The organism is Mesorhizobium sp. M1066, from assembly GCF_040318635.1.
In the GTDB taxonomy this organism is placed as follows: domain Bacteria; phylum Pseudomonadota; class Alphaproteobacteria; order Rhizobiales; family Rhizobiaceae; genus Mesorhizobium.
This window is the reverse complement of sequence record NZ_JAMYMR010000012.1, coordinates 129,121-148,670: the sequence shown is the minus strand read 5'-3', so window position 1 is coordinate 148,670 and position 19,550 is coordinate 129,121. Positions and strand designations below refer to the sequence as shown.

Annotated in this window: 19 protein-coding genes and 2 pseudogenes; 17 read left to right on the top strand and 4 right to left on the bottom strand. The window is 60.3% G+C overall.

From position 1 onward, the window contains the following. The first annotated feature begins 189 nt into the window (after positions 1-189). The 7 genes and pseudogenes from NKH52_RS17915 (at position 190) to NKH52_RS17885 (ending at position 6,084) form a co-directional block, all read left to right on the top strand. Positions 190-621 carry a Fic/DOC family N-terminal domain-containing protein gene (locus tag NKH52_RS17915; protein ID WP_502908055.1) on the top strand — a complete coding sequence of 144 codons (432 nt, stop codon included), beginning with the start codon at positions 190-192 and terminating at the stop codon, positions 619-621. A 38-nt stretch (positions 622-659) separates the two neighbouring features. Continuing rightward, positions 660-1,181, top strand: coding sequence for a Fic family protein (locus NKH52_RS17910; RefSeq protein ID WP_502908054.1), 522 nt, complete (start codon positions 660-662; stop codon positions 1,179-1,181). 304 nt (positions 1,182-1,485) lie between these two features. Further along, the gene (gene repA / locus NKH52_RS17905; RefSeq protein ID WP_127296708.1) at positions 1,486-2,688 is read left to right on the top strand and encodes a plasmid partitioning protein RepA; all 1,203 of its coding nucleotides are present in this window, start codon (positions 1,486-1,488) and stop codon (positions 2,686-2,688) included. Between the two features lie 77 nt (positions 2,689-2,765). Beyond that, on the top strand, positions 2,766-3,731 hold the full coding sequence (gene repB, locus NKH52_RS17900) for a plasmid partitioning protein RepB (protein ID WP_352731629.1): 966 nt from the start codon (positions 2,766-2,768) through the stop codon (positions 3,729-3,731). Positions 3,732-3,886: 155 nt separating this feature from the next. Beyond that, positions 3,887-5,092, top strand: coding sequence for a plasmid replication protein RepC (repC, locus tag NKH52_RS17895; RefSeq protein WP_352731631.1), 1,206 nt, complete (start codon positions 3,887-3,889; stop codon positions 5,090-5,092). 87 nt (positions 5,093-5,179) lie between these two features. Further along, entirely contained in the window at positions 5,180-5,611 is a 432-nt protein-coding gene (locus tag NKH52_RS17890) for an antitoxin Xre-like helix-turn-helix domain-containing protein (RefSeq protein ID WP_352731865.1), read from the top strand. Further along, positions 5,608-6,084, top strand: a pseudogene (locus tag NKH52_RS17885) (RES family NAD+ phosphorylase). Before NKH52_RS17890 ends, NKH52_RS17885 begins: the two are co-directional and overlap by 4 nt. Positions 6,085-6,216: 132 nt before the next feature. On the opposite strand, the gene NKH52_RS17880 reads toward NKH52_RS17885, so the two are convergent. Further along, entirely contained in the window at positions 6,217-7,389 is a 1,173-nt protein-coding gene (locus tag NKH52_RS17880; protein ID WP_352731632.1) for a site-specific integrase, read from the bottom strand. Between the two features lie 83 nt (positions 7,390-7,472). Here NKH52_RS17880 and NKH52_RS17875 point away from each other — a divergent pair, with 83 nt between their 5' ends. From NKH52_RS17875 to NKH52_RS17830, 10 genes and pseudogenes are all read left to right on the top strand, one after another. Beyond that, positions 7,473-7,781 (top strand): type II toxin-antitoxin system Phd/YefM family antitoxin, encoded by a 309-nt coding sequence (locus tag NKH52_RS17875; protein WP_352731634.1) that lies wholly within the window; start codon positions 7,473-7,475, stop codon positions 7,779-7,781. Beyond that, positions 7,768-8,199, top strand: a pseudogene (locus tag NKH52_RS17870) (plasmid maintenance toxin (PemK-like)). The gene NKH52_RS17875 and the pseudogene NKH52_RS17870 overlap by 14 nt, the downstream one beginning before the upstream one ends. A 215-nt stretch (positions 8,200-8,414) precedes the next feature. Continuing rightward, positions 8,415-9,542: an RHE_PE00001 family protein gene (locus NKH52_RS17865; protein ID WP_352731637.1), complete on the top strand. Its 1,128-nt coding sequence runs from the start codon at positions 8,415-8,417 to the stop codon at positions 9,540-9,542. A gap of 92 nt (positions 9,543-9,634) precedes the next feature. Beyond that, positions 9,635-10,321, top strand: coding sequence for an XRE family transcriptional regulator (locus tag NKH52_RS17860; protein WP_352731638.1), 687 nt, complete (start codon positions 9,635-9,637; stop codon positions 10,319-10,321). A 205-nt stretch (positions 10,322-10,526) separates the two neighbouring features. Beyond that, positions 10,527-10,925, top strand: a complete 399-nt coding sequence (locus NKH52_RS17855; RefSeq protein ID WP_352731641.1) for an RES family NAD+ phosphorylase — start codon at positions 10,527-10,529, stop codon at positions 10,923-10,925. 233 nt (positions 10,926-11,158) lie between these two features. After that, positions 11,159-12,418, top strand: a complete 1,260-nt coding sequence (locus NKH52_RS17850) for a metallophosphoesterase family protein (protein WP_352731643.1) — start codon at positions 11,159-11,161, stop codon at positions 12,416-12,418. Next, positions 12,415-15,270, top strand: coding sequence for an AAA family ATPase (locus NKH52_RS17845; RefSeq protein ID WP_352731645.1), 2,856 nt, complete (start codon positions 12,415-12,417; stop codon positions 15,268-15,270). The genes NKH52_RS17850 and NKH52_RS17845 overlap by 4 nt, the downstream gene beginning before the upstream one ends. Continuing rightward, entirely contained in the window at positions 15,200-15,880 is a 681-nt protein-coding gene (locus NKH52_RS17840; protein ID WP_352731647.1) for an ATP-binding protein, read from the top strand. The genes NKH52_RS17845 and NKH52_RS17840 overlap by 71 nt, the downstream gene beginning before the upstream one ends. A gap of 192 nt (positions 15,881-16,072) precedes the next feature. Then, positions 16,073-16,780, top strand: a complete 708-nt coding sequence (locus NKH52_RS17835; RefSeq protein ID WP_352731648.1) for a DUF6088 family protein — start codon at positions 16,073-16,075, stop codon at positions 16,778-16,780. Beyond that, positions 16,777-17,829, top strand: a complete 1,053-nt coding sequence (locus tag NKH52_RS17830; protein WP_352731650.1) for a nucleotidyl transferase AbiEii/AbiGii toxin family protein — start codon at positions 16,777-16,779, stop codon at positions 17,827-17,829. Before NKH52_RS17835 ends, NKH52_RS17830 begins: the two co-directional genes overlap by 4 nt. Positions 17,830-18,040: 211 nt before the next feature. Here NKH52_RS17830 and NKH52_RS17825 read toward each other — a convergent pair whose 3' ends face one another. From NKH52_RS17825 to tatA, 3 genes are all read right to left on the bottom strand, one after another. Then, positions 18,041-18,589, bottom strand: a complete 549-nt coding sequence (locus NKH52_RS17825; protein WP_352731652.1) for a hypothetical protein — start codon at positions 18,587-18,589, stop codon at positions 18,041-18,043. A 63-nt stretch (positions 18,590-18,652) separates the two neighbouring features. Next, the gene (locus tag NKH52_RS17820) at positions 18,653-19,258 is read right to left on the bottom strand and encodes a M35 family metallo-endopeptidase (RefSeq protein WP_352731654.1); all 606 of its coding nucleotides are present in this window, start codon (positions 19,256-19,258) and stop codon (positions 18,653-18,655) included. A gap of 105 nt (positions 19,259-19,363) precedes the next feature. Then, positions 19,364-19,516 (bottom strand): twin-arginine translocase TatA/TatE family subunit, encoded by a 153-nt coding sequence (gene tatA / locus NKH52_RS17815; RefSeq protein WP_352731868.1) that lies wholly within the window; start codon positions 19,514-19,516, stop codon positions 19,364-19,366. Positions 19,517-19,550: the final 34 nt, after the last annotated feature.

Below are 19,550 nucleotides of genomic sequence, written 5' to 3'. Positions count from 1 at the left end.
GCGCCCGTCCCTTCACCCGCCCAGCAGGGCACAACCCACGCCGGAAACGAACTCAAAACTGGATAGAAACTGGGGGCAAGGTCAATGCCAACGACATATCAACCCCGACATTCAGGCTGACCGGCCTTACAATGACCTCCCTCCCCTGCCACCAAAGGAGGATGTTGAAACGAAGGTGGTGCTCAAGGCCTGCATAGTGGCGCGAGCGGCCTAGCAGAACTCAGGGTATCGGGTCAGCTTATCCCGAACCAAGCAGTCCTCATCAACTCTATCCCGCTCTTAGAAGCCCAGGCAAGTTCCGAAATAGAGAACATCGTCACGACGACAGACCGCTTGTTTCGCTTCGCCAACGAAGCCGGAAATCTGGCTGATGCTGCCACGAAGGAGGCGCTGCGCTACCGCACCGCGCTCAATCAGGGCTTCCGAACTCTGCAAGAGCGTCCTGTGACGACATCAACGGCAGTCGCGGTGTGCCGCACCATCAAGGGTGTCGAACTCGACATTCGGTCGACGCGATGTCCTCGGCCTCATGGATGTAGCGCTCCCAGTTCGCCAGCTTGTCGCGCAGGAGGTTCTGTCCCTCGGGCGGGGTGTAGACAACCGCACCCGTCGCCTGGTTGACCAGGGCCGTGCCGGATCCGTTGATCCGCCTCGCCGTGATGCACTACCAATTCGAGGCCATCCATCCGTTTGTCGACGGCAATGGCAGAACCGGCCGCGTGCTGAACCTGCTTTATCTGGTTGACAAGGGCCTCCTGGACATCCCGGTGCTCTATCTAAGCCGTTATATCATCCGAAACAAAGGAGCCCACTGCGATCGCCTTCTCGCCGTGACGACTGAGGGCGCGTGGGAAAGTTGGATCCTCTACATACTCGCCGCGGTAACGGAGACTGCTGGCTGGTCAACTGCCCGTATACGCACGTCCGCGACCTGCTCGACCAGACCGCCGAGCGCTTGCGCCGAGACCTCCCGAAAATCTACTCCCGAGAGCTTGCCGAGATTCGCCCTACACCAAGGGAATGCGTCAGTCAGTCCGGCCAGTCCAGAAATGTCGGCTCGAGCCGGCATCCCCTCCCCAACCCGGTGTATTCTCGCGAGCGAGCGCCCAGACCACGTCCACGGTGATCTGACTCCGGGCGGGCGTTTGCGCGCCCAGCGATCCTGCCCCGACCTCGGCTGAGATCTAGGCGGCCGTGTTCCGCGTGCGGCCGTTTGCAATCCCTGCCCGACAAGCATGATTTTACTGCGGTAAAAAATGGCCTTTGTTGCAGAGAAAACATGTGTTTAGCTCAGAGAGCGGGACAAATATGGGCTTCCACACATGAGCATTGGCTTCATGACCTCAGCTGCAGTCGTAAAGCCCCTCGGCCCCGCTAACCTTTTGTTAACCTAAAACTTCTTGCCGCGGTTGGCCGAATCGGAGCTTAATGGCGCTTGTTGAGTGGATTGCTTACAAAAAGCGCCAATTCAGGTTTTGACGAGAAATGAACATTGCCATGCGGCTGCCACGCTTCGAGTTCGATAACACGATCATCGAGCAGGGCGAAGAGATATCGCGGCGACTGAATCAGCTTCGTATGGAGAAGTTCCCGCCCAATGCGACCAAGACCCTTCGGTCTTTTTCGATGGCGGAGGTAGCCCACTATCTCGGAGTATCGCAGAACAATCTGAAGCGCCTTCATCTGGAACGCAAGGGCCCCCTGCCCGAGCAGATACCGTCGGGACGCCGATCCTATACCGCCGAGCAGATGCTTGAGCTGCGTCATTTCCTGGATCGACACGGCAGGACCGAGGTCAAGAAATACGTCCCGCACCGCAAGCCTGGCGACAAGCTCCAGGTTGTCGCTGTCGTCAACTTCAAGGGTGGCAGCGGCAAGACAACCACCGCCGCTCACCTCGCCCAGCATCTAGCTCTGACGGGCCATCGCGTCCTTGCCGTCGATCTCGACCCGCAAGCCTCGCTGTCCGCCTTGCATGGCTTCCAGCCGGAACTTGATCGGAACCTCTCTGTATATGAGGCGATCCGTTATGACGACGAGCGCAAGCCGATCTCCGACGTGATCGTGCCCACGAATTTTCCCGGTCTGGATATCATTCCAGCCAGTCTTGAACTGCAGGAGTATGAGTACGACACGCCGCTCGCCATGCAGGACAGAACGTCGAACGTAGGTCGCCAGTTCTTCACCAGGCTTGCAGGGGCGTTATCGGAGGTGGACGACCGCTATGACGTCGTGATTGTCGATTGCCCTCCGCAACTCGGCTATCTGACTTTGACGGCGATGTCGGCGGCGACATCTGTCCTCATCACGGTTCACCCTCAAATGCTCGACCTGATGTCGATGAGCCAGTTCCTGCTGATGCTCGGCGGCATCTTGAAAACCATCAAGGCAGCCGGTGCAGCAATCGAGCTGGATTGGTTTCGCTACCTGATCACGCGCTACGAACCGACAGACATCCCGCAGGCGCAGATGGTTGGCTTCATGCAGTCAATGCTGGCTGGCCAGATTCTCGAAAATCCGATGCTCAAGTCGACGGCCATTTCGGATGCGGGGCTGACGAAACAGACACTCTACGAGGTCGAGAAGTCGTCCTTTACCCGCTCTACCTACGACCGCGCACTGGAATCACTGGATGCGGTGAACTCCGAGATCGCGACGCTCATCCATCGCGCATGGGGGCGGTCATGACGGCGGGTTTTACGGCAGTAAATAATGGGAATTTTAGTCGTGAAATCAGTCGACTAACCGAGAATCGGAGCGATTGAATGGCACGCAAGGACATATTTGGCAGCGTTATGGGCCCCGCGGCGTCGGTCGCGAACGTCAAGGACGTCTCAGCCTATGCCGCTCGCGGCGCTTCCCGCTCGATTATGCAGTCGTTCGAGGAACTCTCGAAGAGTTCGGTCGTCGATCTCGATCCGGCATTGGTCGATACGTCATTCGTTTCCGACCGCATGGACGATGACGATGAGGCTTTCCAGGAACTGCTGGCAGCTATTCGTGAGAGAGGGCAGGATTCGCCGGTTCTGGTCAGGCCTCACCCCGAGGTTTCGGGCCGCTTCCAAACCGTCTTTGGCCACAGGCGTGTCAGGGTCGCGCGCCAGTTGGACCGACCGGTCCGCGCCGTCGTCAAGAAGATGGACGATAGGGACCATGTCATCGCCCAAGGCCAGGAGAACGCCGCCAGAGCCGATTTGTCCTTCATTGAGCGAACGCTTTTTGCAGACCGCATTCTCAAGCGAGGCCATTCCCCGGATACAGTGAAATCAGCTCTTTCGCTCGACGACACGACTTTCTCGAAGATGCGTTCTGTGATCAGCACCATTCCAGAGCAGGTGATTGTTGCGGTGGGTGCGGCCAAGGGCATTGGCCGAGACCGCTGGTGGCAGCTTGCCAAGCTCATGGAGCATCCTGGTGCTGCGGCGAGGGCAGCCGAGTGCGTGGCAATCGCGGATTTCGCGCAGTCAGGCGGTGAGGCCCGTTTTGCCCGTCTGTTCGACTTTGTGAGCGCCCCGGTGAAGCGCCCGCAGGCGGCATCGAAGCCCCAGGAGCGGGCTTGGGTACCCAAGGATAAATCAGTTCGAGCCAAGATCACCGACACGGGAAAAGTGTTCACGCTTGCCTTGAAATCCAAGGAAGCATCGCCCTTCGGCGCATTCATTGCCGGCAAGCTCGATGAGCTTTTCGAAGCTTTTCGGGAGTCGGAAATGGCGAAGAAAACAGGAGACTAAGACCGCAAAAGAAAAAGGCCCCCGAACGTCACCGTCGCGGAAGCCCTTCTCAAGTCTGTAGCAAGCTGAGAATCGCACTTCCCCGAATCACTGTCAAGAGTCGTGGCGCCGTTTCGGCGAGCAGATTTCTTTTGCCTGATTGAAAGGTGAGGGAAATGGAGAGTGGGTATGGAACGACGCCCTTTGGGCGGCGGCCGATGACGCTTGCGCTGGTGCAAGCGAACGCGGCATCACGAGAGATTCCTGATGGAGCCCTCGTCGAGAAGTGGCAGGTCTATCGTTGGTTGTGCGAAGGCAAGGCTGTCGTAGGTGTGGGAGATCGCGCTCTGGCCGTGCTGAGCGGGCTCTTGTCCTTCTATCCGGACGACCAGATCAGCGAGGAAAACGGCCTGATGGTCTTCCCCTCGAACGCACAGTTGTCACTGCGCACACACGGTATGCCCAGTTCCACATTGCGGCGACAACTGGCCGAGCTGGTGAGTTGCGGCCTGATCATCCGCCGCGACAGTCCAAATGGCAAAAGGTTCGCCCGGAAAGGGAAGGGTGGCGCCATTGAGGAGGCGTTCGGATTCTCACTGGCGCCGCTGCTGACACGGGCCGCTGAGTTTCAGCGTGCTGCCGAACAGGTGCGCGCCGACAGCCAGGCGCTCAGGCTAATGAGGGAGCGGATAACCCTCCATCGTCGCGACATCCACAAACTTGTCGAGGCCGCGATCGAGGAGGGCGTTCCTGGCGACTGGGAGGCCGTCTGGAGACGGTTCAGAGCCATTGTAGATGCAATCCCGCGACGGGCAGGGCTGTCCGAACTGGAGGCAATCGTCGCCGAACTGACCAGACTTCATGACGAAGTGGATATGATGCTGGAAAACTTCATGAATTCCATGAATCCTAGCGCCAATGAGTCCCAAAATGAGCGGCAGCAATCTGATTCAAACACAGACTCCATTTTTGTCTTTGAACCGGCTTTTGACAAAAGCAGGGCGGCGGTCGAGCCAAGCCAGGCAGCCGCCGAGAAACCGAAGAGCTATCCGATCGGACTGGTGCTGAAAGCCTGCCCGGAAATTTCAGACTATGCCGTGCAAGGCATTGGAAATTGGCGCGAATTGATGATTACCGCCGTCCAGGTACGAGGCTACCTTGGTATTTCGCCCTCAGCATACGAGGAGGCTTGCCATGTGATGGGCCAGGAGACCGCCGCCATCGTGATTGCCTGTATCTTGCAAAGGGCGCAGCACATCAACTCGGCGGGCGGCTACCTGCGGGTTCTAACCGAAAAGGCAAGGGCAGGGGAGTTTTCGGTCGGGCCTATGCTGATGGCGGCGTTGAAGGCGAACGCTGTGACAGCAAAAATGGCCGGGTAACCGTTGGCGGATCGTCCGCGCTGATGCGGGGCTTGCATAGCGCATCATGTGAGACGATGTTTTGCCTCACATGGAATGGAGCGTGAGATGCTGGCGTTTGGAGATGTCGCCGACGTGTTGGGGCTGCCCATTGAGGAGGTGGCGTCGCGGTCGCCTTTCGGGCTGATCTCCCGGATCGAGAATGGACTTCCCATCGGGGCGCTCGAGCGCGTTGCGCATCTTCTGGCCCCTGGCGATTCTCAGTTCAAATACCGACTGATCTCCAAGGCGACCTACGAGCGGCGCAAGGCGGCACATCGTCTCTCGTCGGACGAGGGCACACGATTGGCCCGCGTGGCGCGCGTCTGGAGTCTTGCTGTCGATGTCTGGCAGAACGAAGAGGAAGCGCGCGATTTCTTGTTTCGGCCGCACCCGATGATTGAGGACAAGCGACCGATCGACATCGTTATCCTGAACGAGTTCGGCGCCGAAATCGTGATCGATATCCTCGCAGGTCTGAAGTACGGCAGTGCTGCGTGACGGCGCAGACTCTCGATCGCAGGCTATCGTCCTTCGTATCGGTGGTCCGGCCGGCACCTACCGATCTTGGATGCGACCGGTTCGACAATCGCCAGGGCGATGGAACACCCGCGGATGTCCTATCATCTACACGAGCGAGCACTATTCGACGGCCCTGTTGGAAAAGCTGGTACATGGCAGTTGCCGCCTGCCGCCCAACCAGCACTCATCGAAATCACGATCCCGCGCGAACTCAGCTACAAGGTCTTTTCGCAGCCGTCACTGCCCGGCTGGGACACCATGCCGGCGACCGTGAGCAAGGCATTTGGCGAAACCTGGTGTTTAGAACGGCGCAGCGTCATCCTGCTGGTGCCGAGTGTCGTGGCGCGTCTCGATTGCAATGTGCCGATCAATCCGGCGCATCCGGAGTTTCGAGGATCCAGACAAGTTTGCACCAGCCCGTCTACTGGGACAGGCGGTTGTTTGGCGCGTAACGAGAACAGGAGGGGCTTTCTGTCAGCTGCAACCCTGAGGCCGCGCGCACGCCGCGACAAGCGCGGCTGTCTCGGAACCAATAGTCAGGGAGCTGAAGCCGTAAGCTGTGATGTGTCGGATCGATCTGCGACTCAGACGATTATCCGCGCCGCTCGCCCGAGCGTGCGTTCGGCATCGTTGTAGTAGTTCGACGCCTGTTGCACTGAGCGATGCTGCGACTGCTGCATGGCTTCGGGCAGCGGAATGCCGCGGCGGGCGGTTTCGGTGAGATAGCCGGAGCGAAGGCCGTGGGCGGAAAACGCCGCTGGGTCGAGCCCGGCCTCGGCGACGCGGCGTTTCAGGATTAGATTGACCGCCTGCGGCGTCAGCGCGCGTTTTTCGAGATTGCCCCAACGGTCGATGCCGCGAAACACAGCGCCTTCGGTGATGCCAGCTCGCTCGAGCCAGTCTTTCAAAACCAACACCGGACGGCCGACGAGCAGAACGAACGCGTCGCTTTCAGCTTGTGTAGTCTTGGTGCGGCCAAGTCGGATCGACAGGCACGGCAGCTTTTCGCCGTCGGGATTCTTCGGATTGGCCGGCACGGGCTCTTCTTCGACGATCTGCTCGAACCTAAGCGATGCCATTTCGCTGCGGCGGCGGCCGCCCGACGCGAAGGCGGTGATGAGAAGGGCGCGGTCGCGCACGTCGACGAGGCGATCGCCGACACAGGCTTTCAGCATGACGGCCAGAATATCGGCGGTCACCGCCTTTTTGCTCTTGCGGCCGCGGGGACGGGCGCTGGCGCGCACCGCCAGTTTTACGGCGCTCTGCAGCCCCGGCCCATTGAATTTTCCCCTGAGACCGCGCCATTTGGTCAGCGTCGACCAGCTCGACAGACGCCGGCGCACGGTGGCGGGCGCGTGCGGTCCGTCGCTGCGCAAAACCCCTCGGGATTTCAGGATCGCCGCAACCTCTTCGGGCATGCCGTGCGCTGGATCGGTCTCGCGTTTCGTGAAATCCCACAAATGGTGGGCGACGAATTTTATCAAAAACGCCTCCGGCGCTGGCCAGGGCAGCGGCTGTCCGGTCGCGGCGAGCGCCCAGGCCTCGAGATAGCCGAGGTCGGAGGCCAGCGCCCGCAGAGAATTTGCGCCGATGCCTTCTTTCGCCAGGTGGCGCAGGGTGGCGACGTCGTCATCGGTCAAAAGCCCGGCCAGAAAATCGCGACGGTCGAAGGGCAGCACGGAATCGAGCGCGTCGAGGGCTTCGGCCCGTCTCGCGACGATTTCAGCAGTCTTGGCGTTGGCAAGCTGCCCTGTCATTGGCTTGGCTCCATCTGGTTACCGCCCGACATTTGCGAAAAGCCCGTAAAGCCCGTATATTCCGGAACAAAGGAGCTTTGGCCATGACCACCACCGTCACCGCCGCCGCCGTCTCGAAAAACTTTGGCGCCTATCAGGATGCCGCGGTCCGCGATCCGGTCATCATCACCAAGAATGGCCGCCCGCGCACCGTGCTGCTGGCCTACGAGGATTTTGTCCGGCTGTCGAAGCGCGACCGGCGGGTCGAACCGACAGCGGAGCTCAGCGCGGACGAAATCGCTGCGGTCGAAGCTTCGGAAATGAAGCCGGGTTTTGATCATCTCAACGACGAGCTCGTTGGGTCAGATCCCTCCGGGGCAAAAAGCCTGACGGCGAAAAATGCTGCCGGCTGAAATCAAGGTCGGCCACGTCTTCCGTTATTCCTATCTCTGGCATTGGCAACACCGCGAGGGCCGCGGAGAAGGCGACGAGGATCGGCCCTGCCTGGTGCTGGCGCTGGTCGCCATGCAGGAGGACGGCACGACGGTCGTCCGCGTCCTGCCGATCACCCACACGCCGCCGTCCGATCCCGCTGATGCCATCGAGATCCCGACCGCAGTCAAGCTGCGCTTGCGGCTTGACGGCGAGCGGTCGTGAATCGTTTTGACGGAAAGCAACCGGTTCGCCTGGCCAGGCCCCGACATCCGGCCGCTGGAGACGGAGAGCGGCTATTACGGGCCGCTGCCGCCGGCGTTGTTTGCCGCGGTCAAGCGCCGGTTTGTCGCCATCGCGACAGGCCAGGCGCACACGAGCACGTCGCTGACGGCGTGACGTCGGCAGGGCAGGGGCAGTCTCCATTAAGGCGTCTTCCAAGCGGGTTTCTGCCGCCCTCGCGGCCGGTGCTCACGCCGAATCTAGCGCCTTTGGGCTGCCAAAGCCATCACTATCGATAAGAGGTCATTATCGATAGTGATCTTTGTCCCTGAAGAAACACGACGTAAGTCCAGTGAGACCCCCACTAGCTTGACCAACGCGAATCAGACATCATGAAAACAATGGCTTACACGCTCGACAAACTGCCCCTAGAAACCCTGATCGGGCCGGTTGCGCGCGCGACAGAGGTTTTGGTCCGCCTCGACGAGCGGGTCGCTCGCTCTCCCATCCGCGACGGCTTTGTCGAGCGCCAGCATTTTGCCGACGCGGCTTCCGCGCTCTGGCTCGAGGGCGAACTCGTCCACCTCGAGGACCTCGTGCTGCACGACGCCCACATGGACATCCGCACCCCGACCCACGAACTCACCCGGGCGCATGCGGTGCTGCGAACCCGCCGGCGGATTTTTGCGCAAAAGCCGGACTGGGCGCTCAGCCGCGACGGCTTTTTGGCGCTGACCGGTCGCGGCGGCGCCATGCCGGCGGCGGGCCAAAAAAGCCGGGACGGGGAGGGGGCTGGAACTGCCTCTGTGGAAGCCGACGATGGCGATGACGCCGAGGCCGACCGGCTGGCCGAAGAATTTGCCGAGATCGATGCCGTCCTGGCGCGCTCGTCGAAAATTCTCAGCGGTGCCGGCGTGCCGGCGAAGGCGGCGCGCCCGGACGACCGGCCGGACCTGATTTACGATCTCGACTGGAACGAGGAAGATCGGCTGGCCGAATGGCATGCTGTGCTCGCGGAAACGCGGGGGCAACCAGTCGTGCTGCGCGCTGCGGTCCTGCTCGAGGCCTGGTCCGACATCGAGGTGCTGCAGCATGCAGCCTGGCTCGGGCCACTGTTCGTTGCCGCACTGCTGCGCCAGGAAGGAATTGGCGCCAACCATCTCGCTTGCCTGCATTTTGGCGCGAAAAACATTTCGCGCGAGCGGCGGCGGGCGCGCAATCGTTCCGATCGGTTGCTGGCCTGCCTCGATGGAATCCACGACGCAGCGCTGGCTGGCTTGAAGGAGCACGATCGGCTGACGATGGCGAAAAGCCAGATGGAGCGGCGACTTCGTGAACGACGCGCCAGCTCAAAATTGCCAGACCTGGTCGAGCTGGTGCTGTCGCGGCCGCTTGTCTCGGCCGGCATGATCCAGGAGCGGCTAAAAGTGACAAAACAGGGGGCGCTCAACCTGGTCGGCGAGCTTGGCCTGCGTGAGATGACGGGCAGGGGAAGGTTTCGGGCATGGGGAATTGTTTAGTCCGCAGCCATTCGCTACTAACTTTACGAAATTATCGAACTTGACGAACTTGCGATCAGCAACCATATTGGTGATAGCAGGAGGTTGTCACCATGGCCGCTCCAAAACGCAGCAATCATAGCGGGACCGGGTCCGATTCGGCAGTCGCCGCCTTGAGTTTCAACGCGAAGCTGCCGGCACAGGCAGACTTCAAGAAGGTGTTGCTCGAACGCTATCAGGAAGCGATCGCACGCAGCCGCAAGATTGGCCATCGCGTATCGTTCCGGGTAGAGGTCGATCCAACGGCTGGTACGCAGACGATCACGCCGGTCGAGGAACAACCGACCGCTTCAGACGATACTTTTCCCGTCGAGGACACGGGCAAGCCGGATGCCGAACTCGAGGCGGCGCTTGCCGAAGCGCGCGCGCGTGGCCGCAAGCGGGTCGCCGAAATTGTTGCCGGCGAGGAAATGCTAAGCGCAGATGCCTTTGCTAAGCTGCTCGGCACCTCGCGGGTAACAGTCAACGCCAGGCGGCAAAGCGGGCAGGTGCTCGGGATCGATGGCGCCAAACGCGGCTTCCGCTTTCCTGTCTGGCAACTCGACAAGGATGGCCGACCGTTCGGGACATTGCCGGCGCTGCACGAGACGCTCGGCAACAGCGCCTGGGCGGTCTATCGGTTTCTAGTGTCGCGCCATGGCGCCCTCGATGGGCGGACGGGCCTTCGAGCCCTTGAGCAAGGCGATGACGCCGCGGTGATGGCCGCGGCGGAAGGCATGGCCAGGGGCGATTTCGACTGAATGCCCGGCGTTCCACCTCCAGCCGATTTCGGGCGCGCAAAGGTCGAAATCGAGACCATACCGCAGGATCGGGCGTTCGGTCGGATCTCTGGAGCACCTATCCTGATCCATTGGGGTACGGGAAGTCACCGAGCCGGTTCAGCGATCCGCGGCGTCGTGTTTCTGCCAACCGCTTCGGCGTTCTCTACCTCGACTCCCTGAAGGTGTGCTTCCTGGAGACCGTGCTCCGCGACCGCCGCGAAGGGCTTGTCGACGATCTTCCAATAGAGGAGGTGAGCTGACCCGACGGCGCTATGCGGAGATCGCGACCACGACAGACTTACGCCTGGTCGATCTCAGAGGCGATAATGCCGTCCGGATGGGTGTGCCGACCGATGTCGTTCGGGCACAGCGCCAGAACTTGGCACGCCGGTGGTCACTGGGGTTTCACGAACACCCATCTGAGCCCGACGGGATCATTTATCCCTCGCGCCTCAACGGGGCGACCAACCTTGCCATTTACGATCGGGCGATACCGAAGCTGCAGCCGAAGCGCGTCATGACGCTTCTCGGCGCGCCAAGGCTCGCCCAGGTTCTGGAGGATTTCAGGGTGGGGTTGGTGTGAGGATGCAGCTCGTATCCGTATCGCTTGGCGAAGATGGCGGTAGCGTCGCTGATGAAGCTAAGCGTACTTGTCAGCCACCGCACCAATTTAGGAGTGTCATCGCCTACCCAACACATCGCCACTCACCTCGCTCGAACGGCGACCTATAGCTCGAGAGCCAACACCCCATATCTTGAGATTTTTCCTGTCGAGCCGCAGCCGAACGCCGTTATGCTCGGACCGGAGCCAGTGTCATGCCATTTCGATTCGTTCACACCGCCGACATCCATCTCGACTCGCCGCTGCGTTCGCTGGCGATGCGAAACTGCGACCTTGCCGAACTCGTCGGAGACGCCAGCCGTCAGGCGTTTGTCGCCATAGTTGACCTCTGCCTGGCGGAGCGTGTCGATGCGCTGGTCATTGCCGGCGATCTCTATGATGGCGACCAGACGTCGATGAAAACGGCGCGTTTTCTGGCGTCACAGATGACACGACTTCACCAGGCCGGCATCAGGGTTTTCAAGATCCGTGGCAATCATGACGCGCTATCGCGGATATCGAAGCAGCTGGTGTTCCCGCACACGGTCACGATCTTCGGTGGCCGTCCCCAGTCAGTGCTGCAGACAGCCGGCGGGCTCGACGTCATGTTCCATGGCTTGAGCTTCGCCAATCCCAAGGCGCCGGACAGTCTGCTATCCAAATACCCGGCCGCCCGAGAAGGCGCGGTCAATGTAGGCATCATGCACACTAGCCTGGCTGGATCGCCTGGTCATGACGTCTATGCTCCCTGCAGCGTCGCTGACCTGCACAGTCATGGCTTCGACTACTGGGCGCTTGGGCATATCCATGTCCGCCAAGTCCATCCTGGGGCAAGCACCGTGGTGATGCCGGGAATCCCGCAGGGCAGGGACATCAACGAGGCCGGAGAGAAATCCGTCACTCTGGTGACGGTACGAGACGACCGCACCATTCAGATCGAAGAACGGCTGACCAGTATCGCGCAATTCGAGCGGGTGAACGTCGACCTGACCGAAACGGTGGAATGGTCCGAAGTCGTAGGGCGAGTCCGCTCCGCGCTCGAAGGTGTGCGCGCCTCTGTCAACTCCCGTCATGTTGTGGTCCGTCTCGGACTGGGCGGAGCGTCACCTTTATCTTGGACGCTGATACGCGACCGCGACCTGCTGCTCGCAGAAGCCGAGCAGATCGCCGAACAGACGGGGGACACCTGGGTGGAGAAGCTGGAGCTTAACGTTGCTCCATCCGCAGCCGAAACATCCGAGGGTGTCGCCGATCCGATTTTCGAACTCGCTCAATCCATGCGCGCCGATGCCAGCTCGGAAGCCTTCCGTGCCGAGGCGAAGGCGTTAGTCCAGAAGATGATCGGGGATCTTCCGCCTGACGGGCGCGATTTCGCCGGCAAAGACGAGGCTGAGCTGGAGTCGTTCCTCGACAGGGTGCTTGCCAACGGCGCCGACCTGGTCACCGCCCGCCTCAAGGCCGGTGGATCACAATGAGGCTCCGGCGACTTGATCTCATTCGCTATGGCAAGTTCACCGACAGGACGATCGACTTCGGACCGAAACCGGAATCCGGTCCCGACCTGCATATCGTCTTCGGCTTGAACGAAGCCGGCAAGTCGACCGCGCTTTCCGGCTATCTCGATCTGCTGTTCGGCATCGAGGAACGCAGCCGTTACAATTTCCTGCACGAATACAGCGCTATGCGCATCGGCGGGGTGCTCGAACTCGGCGGCGCGGAGCACACGTTCACACGCACGAAACAGCGCACCAACTCATTGTTGAACGCGAATGGCCAACCGGTCAGCGAAATGGCGATATCAGCACATCTCGCCGGGCTGTCTCGCGACGCATACGAGACCATGTTCTCGTTGGACGACGAAACGCTGGAAGCAGGTGGAAAATCAATCCTGGAATCGCGCGGCGACCTAGGCAAGCTGCTGTTCACGGCCAGCGCTGGCCTCGGGCACGCAAGCGATACATTGAGCGTGCTGGAGGCCGAAGCGGACAGGCTCTATCGCAAGCAGGCACACGGAACCGAGCTTGCGCTGCTCAAGAAGCGGCTTGCGGAACTGAAGTCCGGGAAGGAGGCAATCGACACCTTGGCGTCGACGTTCGAAACTCTCGAGACAGAGCGTCTGGACGCGACGGAAAAATACGACCGCAGCATCGCCGAACGGTCGGTGCTGTCGGCTCGGCTCGATACGATCGCGAAATATCTTCGCGCGATCCCGATCCTTGCCGATATCCGACGTAAGGAAGCCCAACTGGCCGCCTTGCCTGACATCGCATCACCGTCACGGACCTGGACGGGCAGTGTCGCCGACATGATCGAGACCGATGCCAGTCTGAGAACGCGGCTGTCCGCGAGCGTGGACGAGCTCGAGCGGATTACGACCAAAATCGGCTCGGTCGATGTGGATGCGGTGATCCTTGCGATCTCCGAACGGGTTCGTGGCCTGGCCGACCGCAAGGTGCGCCACGTCTCAGCCGGCCTGGACTTGCCAAGTCGCAGGATGGAGCTGCAAATCCTCGACAATGCAGTGGCAAGTTGCCTTGCCGCCCTTGGAAGGCCCTCCGAGCCGGACCCTGCCAAACTGCTTTTGCCTGCTGCAATCATTGGTGCCGTTCGCACCATGGTCGAGCAGCGATCTGGGATCGTTACCAGCGTGCGCGTCGCGCGCGACGAGGCCGCGGCTGCCGCTGATGCGCTTCAGGCGGCACGCGAGCGGGTCGGCGAAGAACGGGCCGTGCCCGAGCCCGCCAGGGCAAGGCTGATCTCGGCATTGTCGGCGGCAAAGGCAAGTGGCCACCTAAGGGAAATAAAGGCTACACGCGAGGCCGTGGATGCCGGCGCAATTCGATGGGAGGCCGCGATCGCGCGCTTGCATCCCTGGTCGGGAGATGCTCAGGCATTGGCTAGGGTCGCCATTCCGAATGCTGGACAGCTTGGCGTATGGAAAGCGCTTGCAGCAGAGCTCGGGAAGAGCAGGGGCGTCGTTTCCGAGCGTCTTGCCGAGCACCAAGGCAATCACGACTTGCTTTCGGTGCGGCTGGATGCCCTTCGCGCCTCGGTCGATGTCACCGACGATGAAGCCGCCGCCGTCATTCGTCGCGCCCGGGACGAGGCCTGGGCACGGCATCGCGATGACCTCACTGGGGACACGGCGGACGATTTCGCGGCAGCACTGGCTCGAGATGACAGTGTCGGAGCAGGCCGTCTGGCCAACGCGCGGGAGCTCGTTGAGGTTCGCACGGCAAGCCGCAGCCTCGTTGAAACCGCTGCCGCCATCGCGCATGCGCGCGACCAACTTGCACGCAACAGCTCGGACCGGGAGGCCGTACACTCGGAAATTCGCGCAGCGGCAAGAGAGCTATTCGGAGAGTGCCTGGAAATTTCCTCCGAACGGCTGATTGAGCTGATCGAGAATCGCATTGCTGCCCGGATCGAAGCGCTCGCGGCCTGGGATGAGATCGAGCTTGCCCGCAAGAAAGCCGAGCGGGCGGTTGATGAGAGAGACCAAATACGCCTGGAGCTGAGCGGGGCTCTGGCGAGTGTCGGCGTCGGTTCAGATCCCGCCGACAGCCTTGAGACGGGCATGGCCGTGGCAGAGTTGTTCCTTGACAGGCAATTCAAGGTTGACGCCGAGCGTACCGAGGCACTCAAAACGGTTAGCACACGGCAAGAGGATCTGGCCGCCAGGCGGCGAGCCGTCGACGTGGCAGAGCGACGTGAGGACGAATGGCTGGCCGGCGTTGCCGAAGCGCTCAAGGGCACCTGGCTCGAGAGCGGCATATCGGCGGCCGGCGTCGGCAGCGTCCTCGATCAATTGGCTGAACTGTCCAAGAGTCGTCAAGACCGGGACGCCATGCAGCTCCGCATCGAGAAGATGGAGGCGGACAGAGACAATTTCCTGGTCGAGGTCAATGCCGTTGCAGCCGAGGCGGGCGAGGTGGCGGACAACGAAAAACCGGAACAGCTAGCGATCCGGCTTGCCGAGCGCTTGGAGCGCGCCGAACGCACGGGCGAGGCGAAGGCAAATCTCGTCAATGACCTGCAGCGCCTGCAGGAAGCGCGTGAGATCCTCGATGGTGAAATTTCGGCATATGAGCGCAGCAAGAACGAGGTCCTGAGCGTCTTTGGCGTGGCCACGCTATCCGAAGTCGTGCAACGCGACGAACTGCTGCGCGACAGGGATCGCCTGCGCCGTGGCCGAACTCCAGGAGCAGGTGTCGTCCGAGCTCGCGGTAGAAGGGTTCGAGCAGGCGCGTTCGATATTGGATGCCGTCAATCTCGACAGTCTCGCAATCGAGAAGGCCGAAGCGGAGCAACGGCTTCGCGACCTTGACGAGGTGTTGCAGCAACAGCTCATTCGGCAGACGCGCGCGACCGACAGGCTGGACGCCATTGGCGGCGACAGCGCTGTTGCCCGCATAGATGCCGAACGGCGTACCGTCCTTCTGGAAATCGAGGAAAAGGCCGTCCGCTATATCGAGCTCAAATTGGGAATAATGTCGGCTGGAAATGCTCTGCGTCTCTATCGCGAGCGTCACCGCTCCGGGATGATGGAGCGCGCATCAGACGCGTTCGCTCTTATGACGCGCGGCCAGTACTCTGGCCTGACAACTCAACCTGTGAAGGGTGGGGAAGTGCTCATCGCGTTGCAGCGCGATGGGCAATCCAAGGTCGCCGATGCGTTGTCAAAGGGCGCGCGCTTTCAGCTCTATCTGGCCCTGAGGCTTGCGGGGTACTACGAGTTTGCGCAGTTTCGGCCCTCCGTACCCTTCATCGCAGACGACATCATGGAAACCTTCGACCATGTCCGTTCCGAGGAAGTCTTCAGGTTGTTTGGCGAAATGGCAAGTGCCGGTCAGGTGATCTATCTTACGCATCACCAGCACCTATGTGAGATCGCCAAGGCTGTTGTGCCGAGCGTAGCGATTCACGAACTTGGATAGTAATGGGTGATTGTGTCGTAACCGCTCTACGTCGATGAGGGCGTTTTGCGCTACCAACTATTTGATGAGGACGTCGAGCTCGGCAGCTACTTGGATTGTTAGTAGCAAGTTAGCCAGGTCCGAAATATGGGGACATTTTTCGGACCTTCCAGCGCTTGGCATTCGTCCGAAATACGTATACATATTTCGGACATGAGCGAGACTCGATCCGACCTGAAGGCTCTCATCCAAGATCGCATGGTGGCAAGTCCACCACGCACGGTCTGGACGCCCGCGGATTTTCTTGACCTTGGCAATCGCGATGCGGTGGACAAGGTGCTGCAGCGGATGGTCAAGGCCGCCGAGCTGCGGCGGATTGATCGCGGACTGTACGATCGACCGACATTCAACACCCTGACCCAGCAGAAAAGCCCACCAGACCCTCGTGGCGTCATCGACGCCGTGGCACGGCGCGATCAGATCCGGGTCCTCGTCGACGGCATGACCGCAGCAAATGACCTCGGTCTGACTGACGCGGTGCCGGCTCGCATCGTCGTTCACGCCGACGCGCGGTTGCGGCCGATTCGCCTTGGCAACCTCGACATCACCTTCCGGCCCACGTCGGCCAGCAAACTCTATTGGGCAGGGCGCCCGGCAATGCGCGTCGTCCAGGCGCTGCATTGGATGCGCGATATGCTGGGCCAGGATGACGGGAACCAGAAACTGTCTCGGCGTCTGCGCCGACTGCTGAACGATCCCGACCAAGGTGAGCGCCTCCGCGCCGACCTGGCCGAAGGCCTGCCAACCCTTCCCGCCTGGATGCAGGTTCTGTTGAAGCCTTTGCTGAAGGACGCGGCCGAGATATCCCAAGGCCAGCTCCAGCCGAACGGGACTACGCCACCGAGAATGCCGAGCCAATGAATTCTGCTTATGACCAAGTTCTGAGCGCCGACGCCGAGACAAGGGCGGGCCTGTTTACGACAACAGCTCAGCGTCTTAGCTCCACGCCGCAGAATATCGAAAAGGACTTCTGGGTGTGCTGGACCTTGGACGCGCTGTTCAACGGAATGCCCGACGACAGTCCACGGCTGCTATTCAAAGGCGGCACCTCCCTTTCCAAGGGGTTCGGCCTGATCAGCCGGTTTTCCGAGGACATCGACGTCACTGTGTTTCGCGGTGATTTAGGGGCAGGGGCATCGGTCGGCGAACTTCAGAATCTCAGTCGCACCAAGCGGGAGGCGAAACTCGATGCCATCAAGGACGCCTGTACGGCCTATATCCAAGGCCCGATGGCGGCGGCCTTGACTGAATTGGTAGCTGCCGCCGCAGAGCGCACGGGACTGTCGCTCGAAGACTTTCAGGTACGAGCTGACGACGATGACAAGCAGACTCTCCTGCTTTGGTATCCGACCGCAACGCCTGTTGAGACGTATGTCCGTCCGGCAGTGAAGATTGAGTCAGGCGCGAAGTCGGCACTCGACCCAAACACGCCGCAGACCATTCGACCTTATGTCGATGAAGATGCGCCAGGTGTCGATCTGAGCGTGCCCAACGTCACTACGGTCGATCCGGAGCGGACTTTTTGGGATAAGGTCGTGATCCTTCATGGTCTGCGTCGCTGGTTTGAGCGTCGGGGCGAACTGCGTGGTGACGGTCAACGGATCTCGCGACACTACTATGATATTCATCGGCTCATGGAGTCCGAAACCGGCCGCCGGGCGATCGCGAATATAAACCTTGGCGCCGACTGCGTGGCTCATGCTCGCATGTTTTTCAACCGCAAGGACTACGACCTTGCATCAGCTGAACCGCCGACCTTCGCCCTGCTGCCTCATGACGAAATGGTTGATGCCCTGCGGCGAGACTATGGTGCCATGACCGCCATGATTTTTGGGCCTGTGCCGAATTTCAACTTGGTACTCGAAAGCGTCGGACAGTTGGAAACGCTATTGAACGCGCCAAAAGGTTGACGTTCAGCCTGCTGTATGTTCGCCATTTGTGCTCGAAAAGTCGCATAAAATGGCAGACTGGGACTCGCGCCTTGACCGGATTCTCGCGACCAAAACTTCGAGAACAACAACAGCGCCTTTATCGAATTGGACGAGCAGAAACTCATTGGTGAGGAACCCCACGCACACCGATCAGAGTCGCTGATCATTGACACGAAATCGGTAGCGCTGTCTATTTGCACATAGTGCGCTCGATCACATTTGGCAGTTGGCGATAATTGCTCGCGGAGAGCCGGGCGCCGATATCGCCTCCAATCAGATACAGTTGGGCATCGGCCGCGTTGGGGGTTCCCCCAACGACTTCACTGAAAGCAGCGAGCGCGGAAGCCATCCCTGCCGGCACCTCACCACGACCGAGGTAGATTGCGGCCATCGCATGCTCGACCTGCGGAGAGCCATCCCGCAATGATTCTTGAAACCCGCTATCTCCGCGCGCACCCGGTGTGTTGCCGATATAATATGGGCCAGATCCCCTATCGAGGATACCTTTGCCGATGAGCACAAATTTCAAGTCTTCGACGAGTTGCAAAGCGCCATTTGCTTTTCCCGCGGCAAACGCCGCCAAGTCGCGAAAGGCGTGGCAGTGATTTCCGGTATTCTTAAAAAGCGCTGCACCTTTTGCCGAGATGTCCTTGCGCCTTGCGTCGTCGGCATCCTGACCTGCGCTCAAAGCTGAACTTGCAAGAAGCATCACTATTACCGGCGCGGCGAGTTTCTTCATGACAACCTCCATGGGTAGGTCTTGGGGGATTTTTTCGCATGAGGGCCCAGCGACACACGCGCGTCAGGGCGCACCGAAAATGAGGTTTTCATAATAATACTGAAAACTGTCGCCGTTCTTTTGGGCATCCGCCGGATTACTCGCCGCTAAGGCTTTGGCGGGTCCAGGTTGATAAACCTCGGGTCGCAGCGTCGCGCCTGACAGGTGTGACAATTCATGAACGATCGTTCCTTGCTGGCTGTCCTGTCCGGTCGGTGAAAGAGCAAAGAAATCCGGCGTAAAGAACATTGCACCGGGCGCGGCCGGGGTAACTGCCGCCATATCTCCCACGTCCCAAACCAATTCCGGGATACTGTTGTTAGGACACCAGTAATTTGTGATGCCGCTGAACGTAAGCGCTGTTTCGTAGACACTCCGAATGGCGGCTATTTCATTTGGCGTACCCGCGCCGAACCACGTCACGATCCTTTGCTCATCCGGCAACTTTGGTGACTTGAGCGATTCTACGGCTTTGACTAGACCTGCTTTCGATCCCGAGACAGCGCTGTCCAAAGCCGCCGTCTGCGCTGCAGAACATGGCTTTTTCTGTTCATCGATACCGGCTTTGGCTGACCCCGCGGCTACCAACGCAATGCCCAGGAGTACCGCGAACTCCGACGAGATTCTCATTCTTTTCTCCTTCAGGAACGTCGCTCGATATGGATTTTTTTAGGTGCCGGCGCGGATCGGTGTTGCAACCTGCCGAAACCCAACGAGGGATTTTGACACGGTAGGTTAGTCGACCCGCCGCTTCTGCTCATCGGTGGAGACTTCGCGACGGAAAGTGCCCAGGCCCTTGCCGAGATCGCCCATCAGAGCCGACAGGCGCCCTCGGCCGAAGAGCAGGAGCAGGATCGCCACGACGATCAACCAGTGCCATACGCTCATAACGCCCACGTCTCATTCCTCCTCAGCAGCCGAA

What these genes read in the sequence shown, in the direction of transcription:
- repC (WP_352731631.1), top strand. Translation starts at nt 3,887, where the DNA reads ATGGAGAGTGGGTATGGAACGACGCCCTTTGGGCGGCGGCCGATGACG.
- NKH52_RS17830 (WP_352731650.1), top strand. Translation starts at nt 16,777, where the DNA reads ATGAATTCTGCTTATGACCAAGTTCTGAGCGCCGACGCCGAGACAAGG.
- NKH52_RS17860 (WP_352731638.1), top strand. Translation starts at nt 9,635, where the DNA reads ATGGCCGCTCCAAAACGCAGCAATCATAGCGGGACCGGGTCCGATTCG.
- tatA (WP_352731868.1), bottom strand. Translation starts at nt 19,516, where the DNA reads ATGAGCGTATGGCACTGGTTGATCGTCGTGGCGATCCTGCTCCTGCTC.
- NKH52_RS17875 (WP_352731634.1), top strand. Translation starts at nt 7,473, where the DNA reads ATGACCACCACCGTCACCGCCGCCGCCGTCTCGAAAAACTTTGGCGCC.
- NKH52_RS17820 (WP_352731654.1), bottom strand. Translation starts at nt 19,258, where the DNA reads ATGAGAATCTCGTCGGAGTTCGCGGTACTCCTGGGCATTGCGTTGGTA.
- NKH52_RS17910 (WP_502908054.1), top strand. Translation starts at nt 660, where the DNA reads ATGCACTACCAATTCGAGGCCATCCATCCGTTTGTCGACGGCAATGGC.
- NKH52_RS17835 (WP_352731648.1), top strand. Translation starts at nt 16,073, where the DNA reads ATGAGCGAGACTCGATCCGACCTGAAGGCTCTCATCCAAGATCGCATG.
- NKH52_RS17890 (WP_352731865.1), top strand. Translation starts at nt 5,180, where the DNA reads ATGCTGGCGTTTGGAGATGTCGCCGACGTGTTGGGGCTGCCCATTGAG.
- NKH52_RS17865 (WP_352731637.1), top strand. Translation starts at nt 8,415, where the DNA reads ATGAAAACAATGGCTTACACGCTCGACAAACTGCCCCTAGAAACCCTG.
- NKH52_RS17880 (WP_352731632.1), bottom strand. Translation starts at nt 7,389, where the DNA reads ATGACAGGGCAGCTTGCCAACGCCAAGACTGCTGAAATCGTCGCGAGA.
- NKH52_RS17850 (WP_352731643.1), top strand. Translation starts at nt 11,159, where the DNA reads ATGCCATTTCGATTCGTTCACACCGCCGACATCCATCTCGACTCGCCG.
- NKH52_RS17825 (WP_352731652.1), bottom strand. Translation starts at nt 18,589, where the DNA reads ATGAAGAAACTCGCCGCGCCGGTAATAGTGATGCTTCTTGCAAGTTCA.
- repA (WP_127296708.1), top strand. Translation starts at nt 1,486, where the DNA reads ATGAACATTGCCATGCGGCTGCCACGCTTCGAGTTCGATAACACGATC.
- NKH52_RS17845 (WP_352731645.1), top strand. Translation starts at nt 12,415, where the DNA reads ATGAGGCTCCGGCGACTTGATCTCATTCGCTATGGCAAGTTCACCGAC.
- repB (WP_352731629.1), top strand. Translation starts at nt 2,766, where the DNA reads ATGGCACGCAAGGACATATTTGGCAGCGTTATGGGCCCCGCGGCGTCG.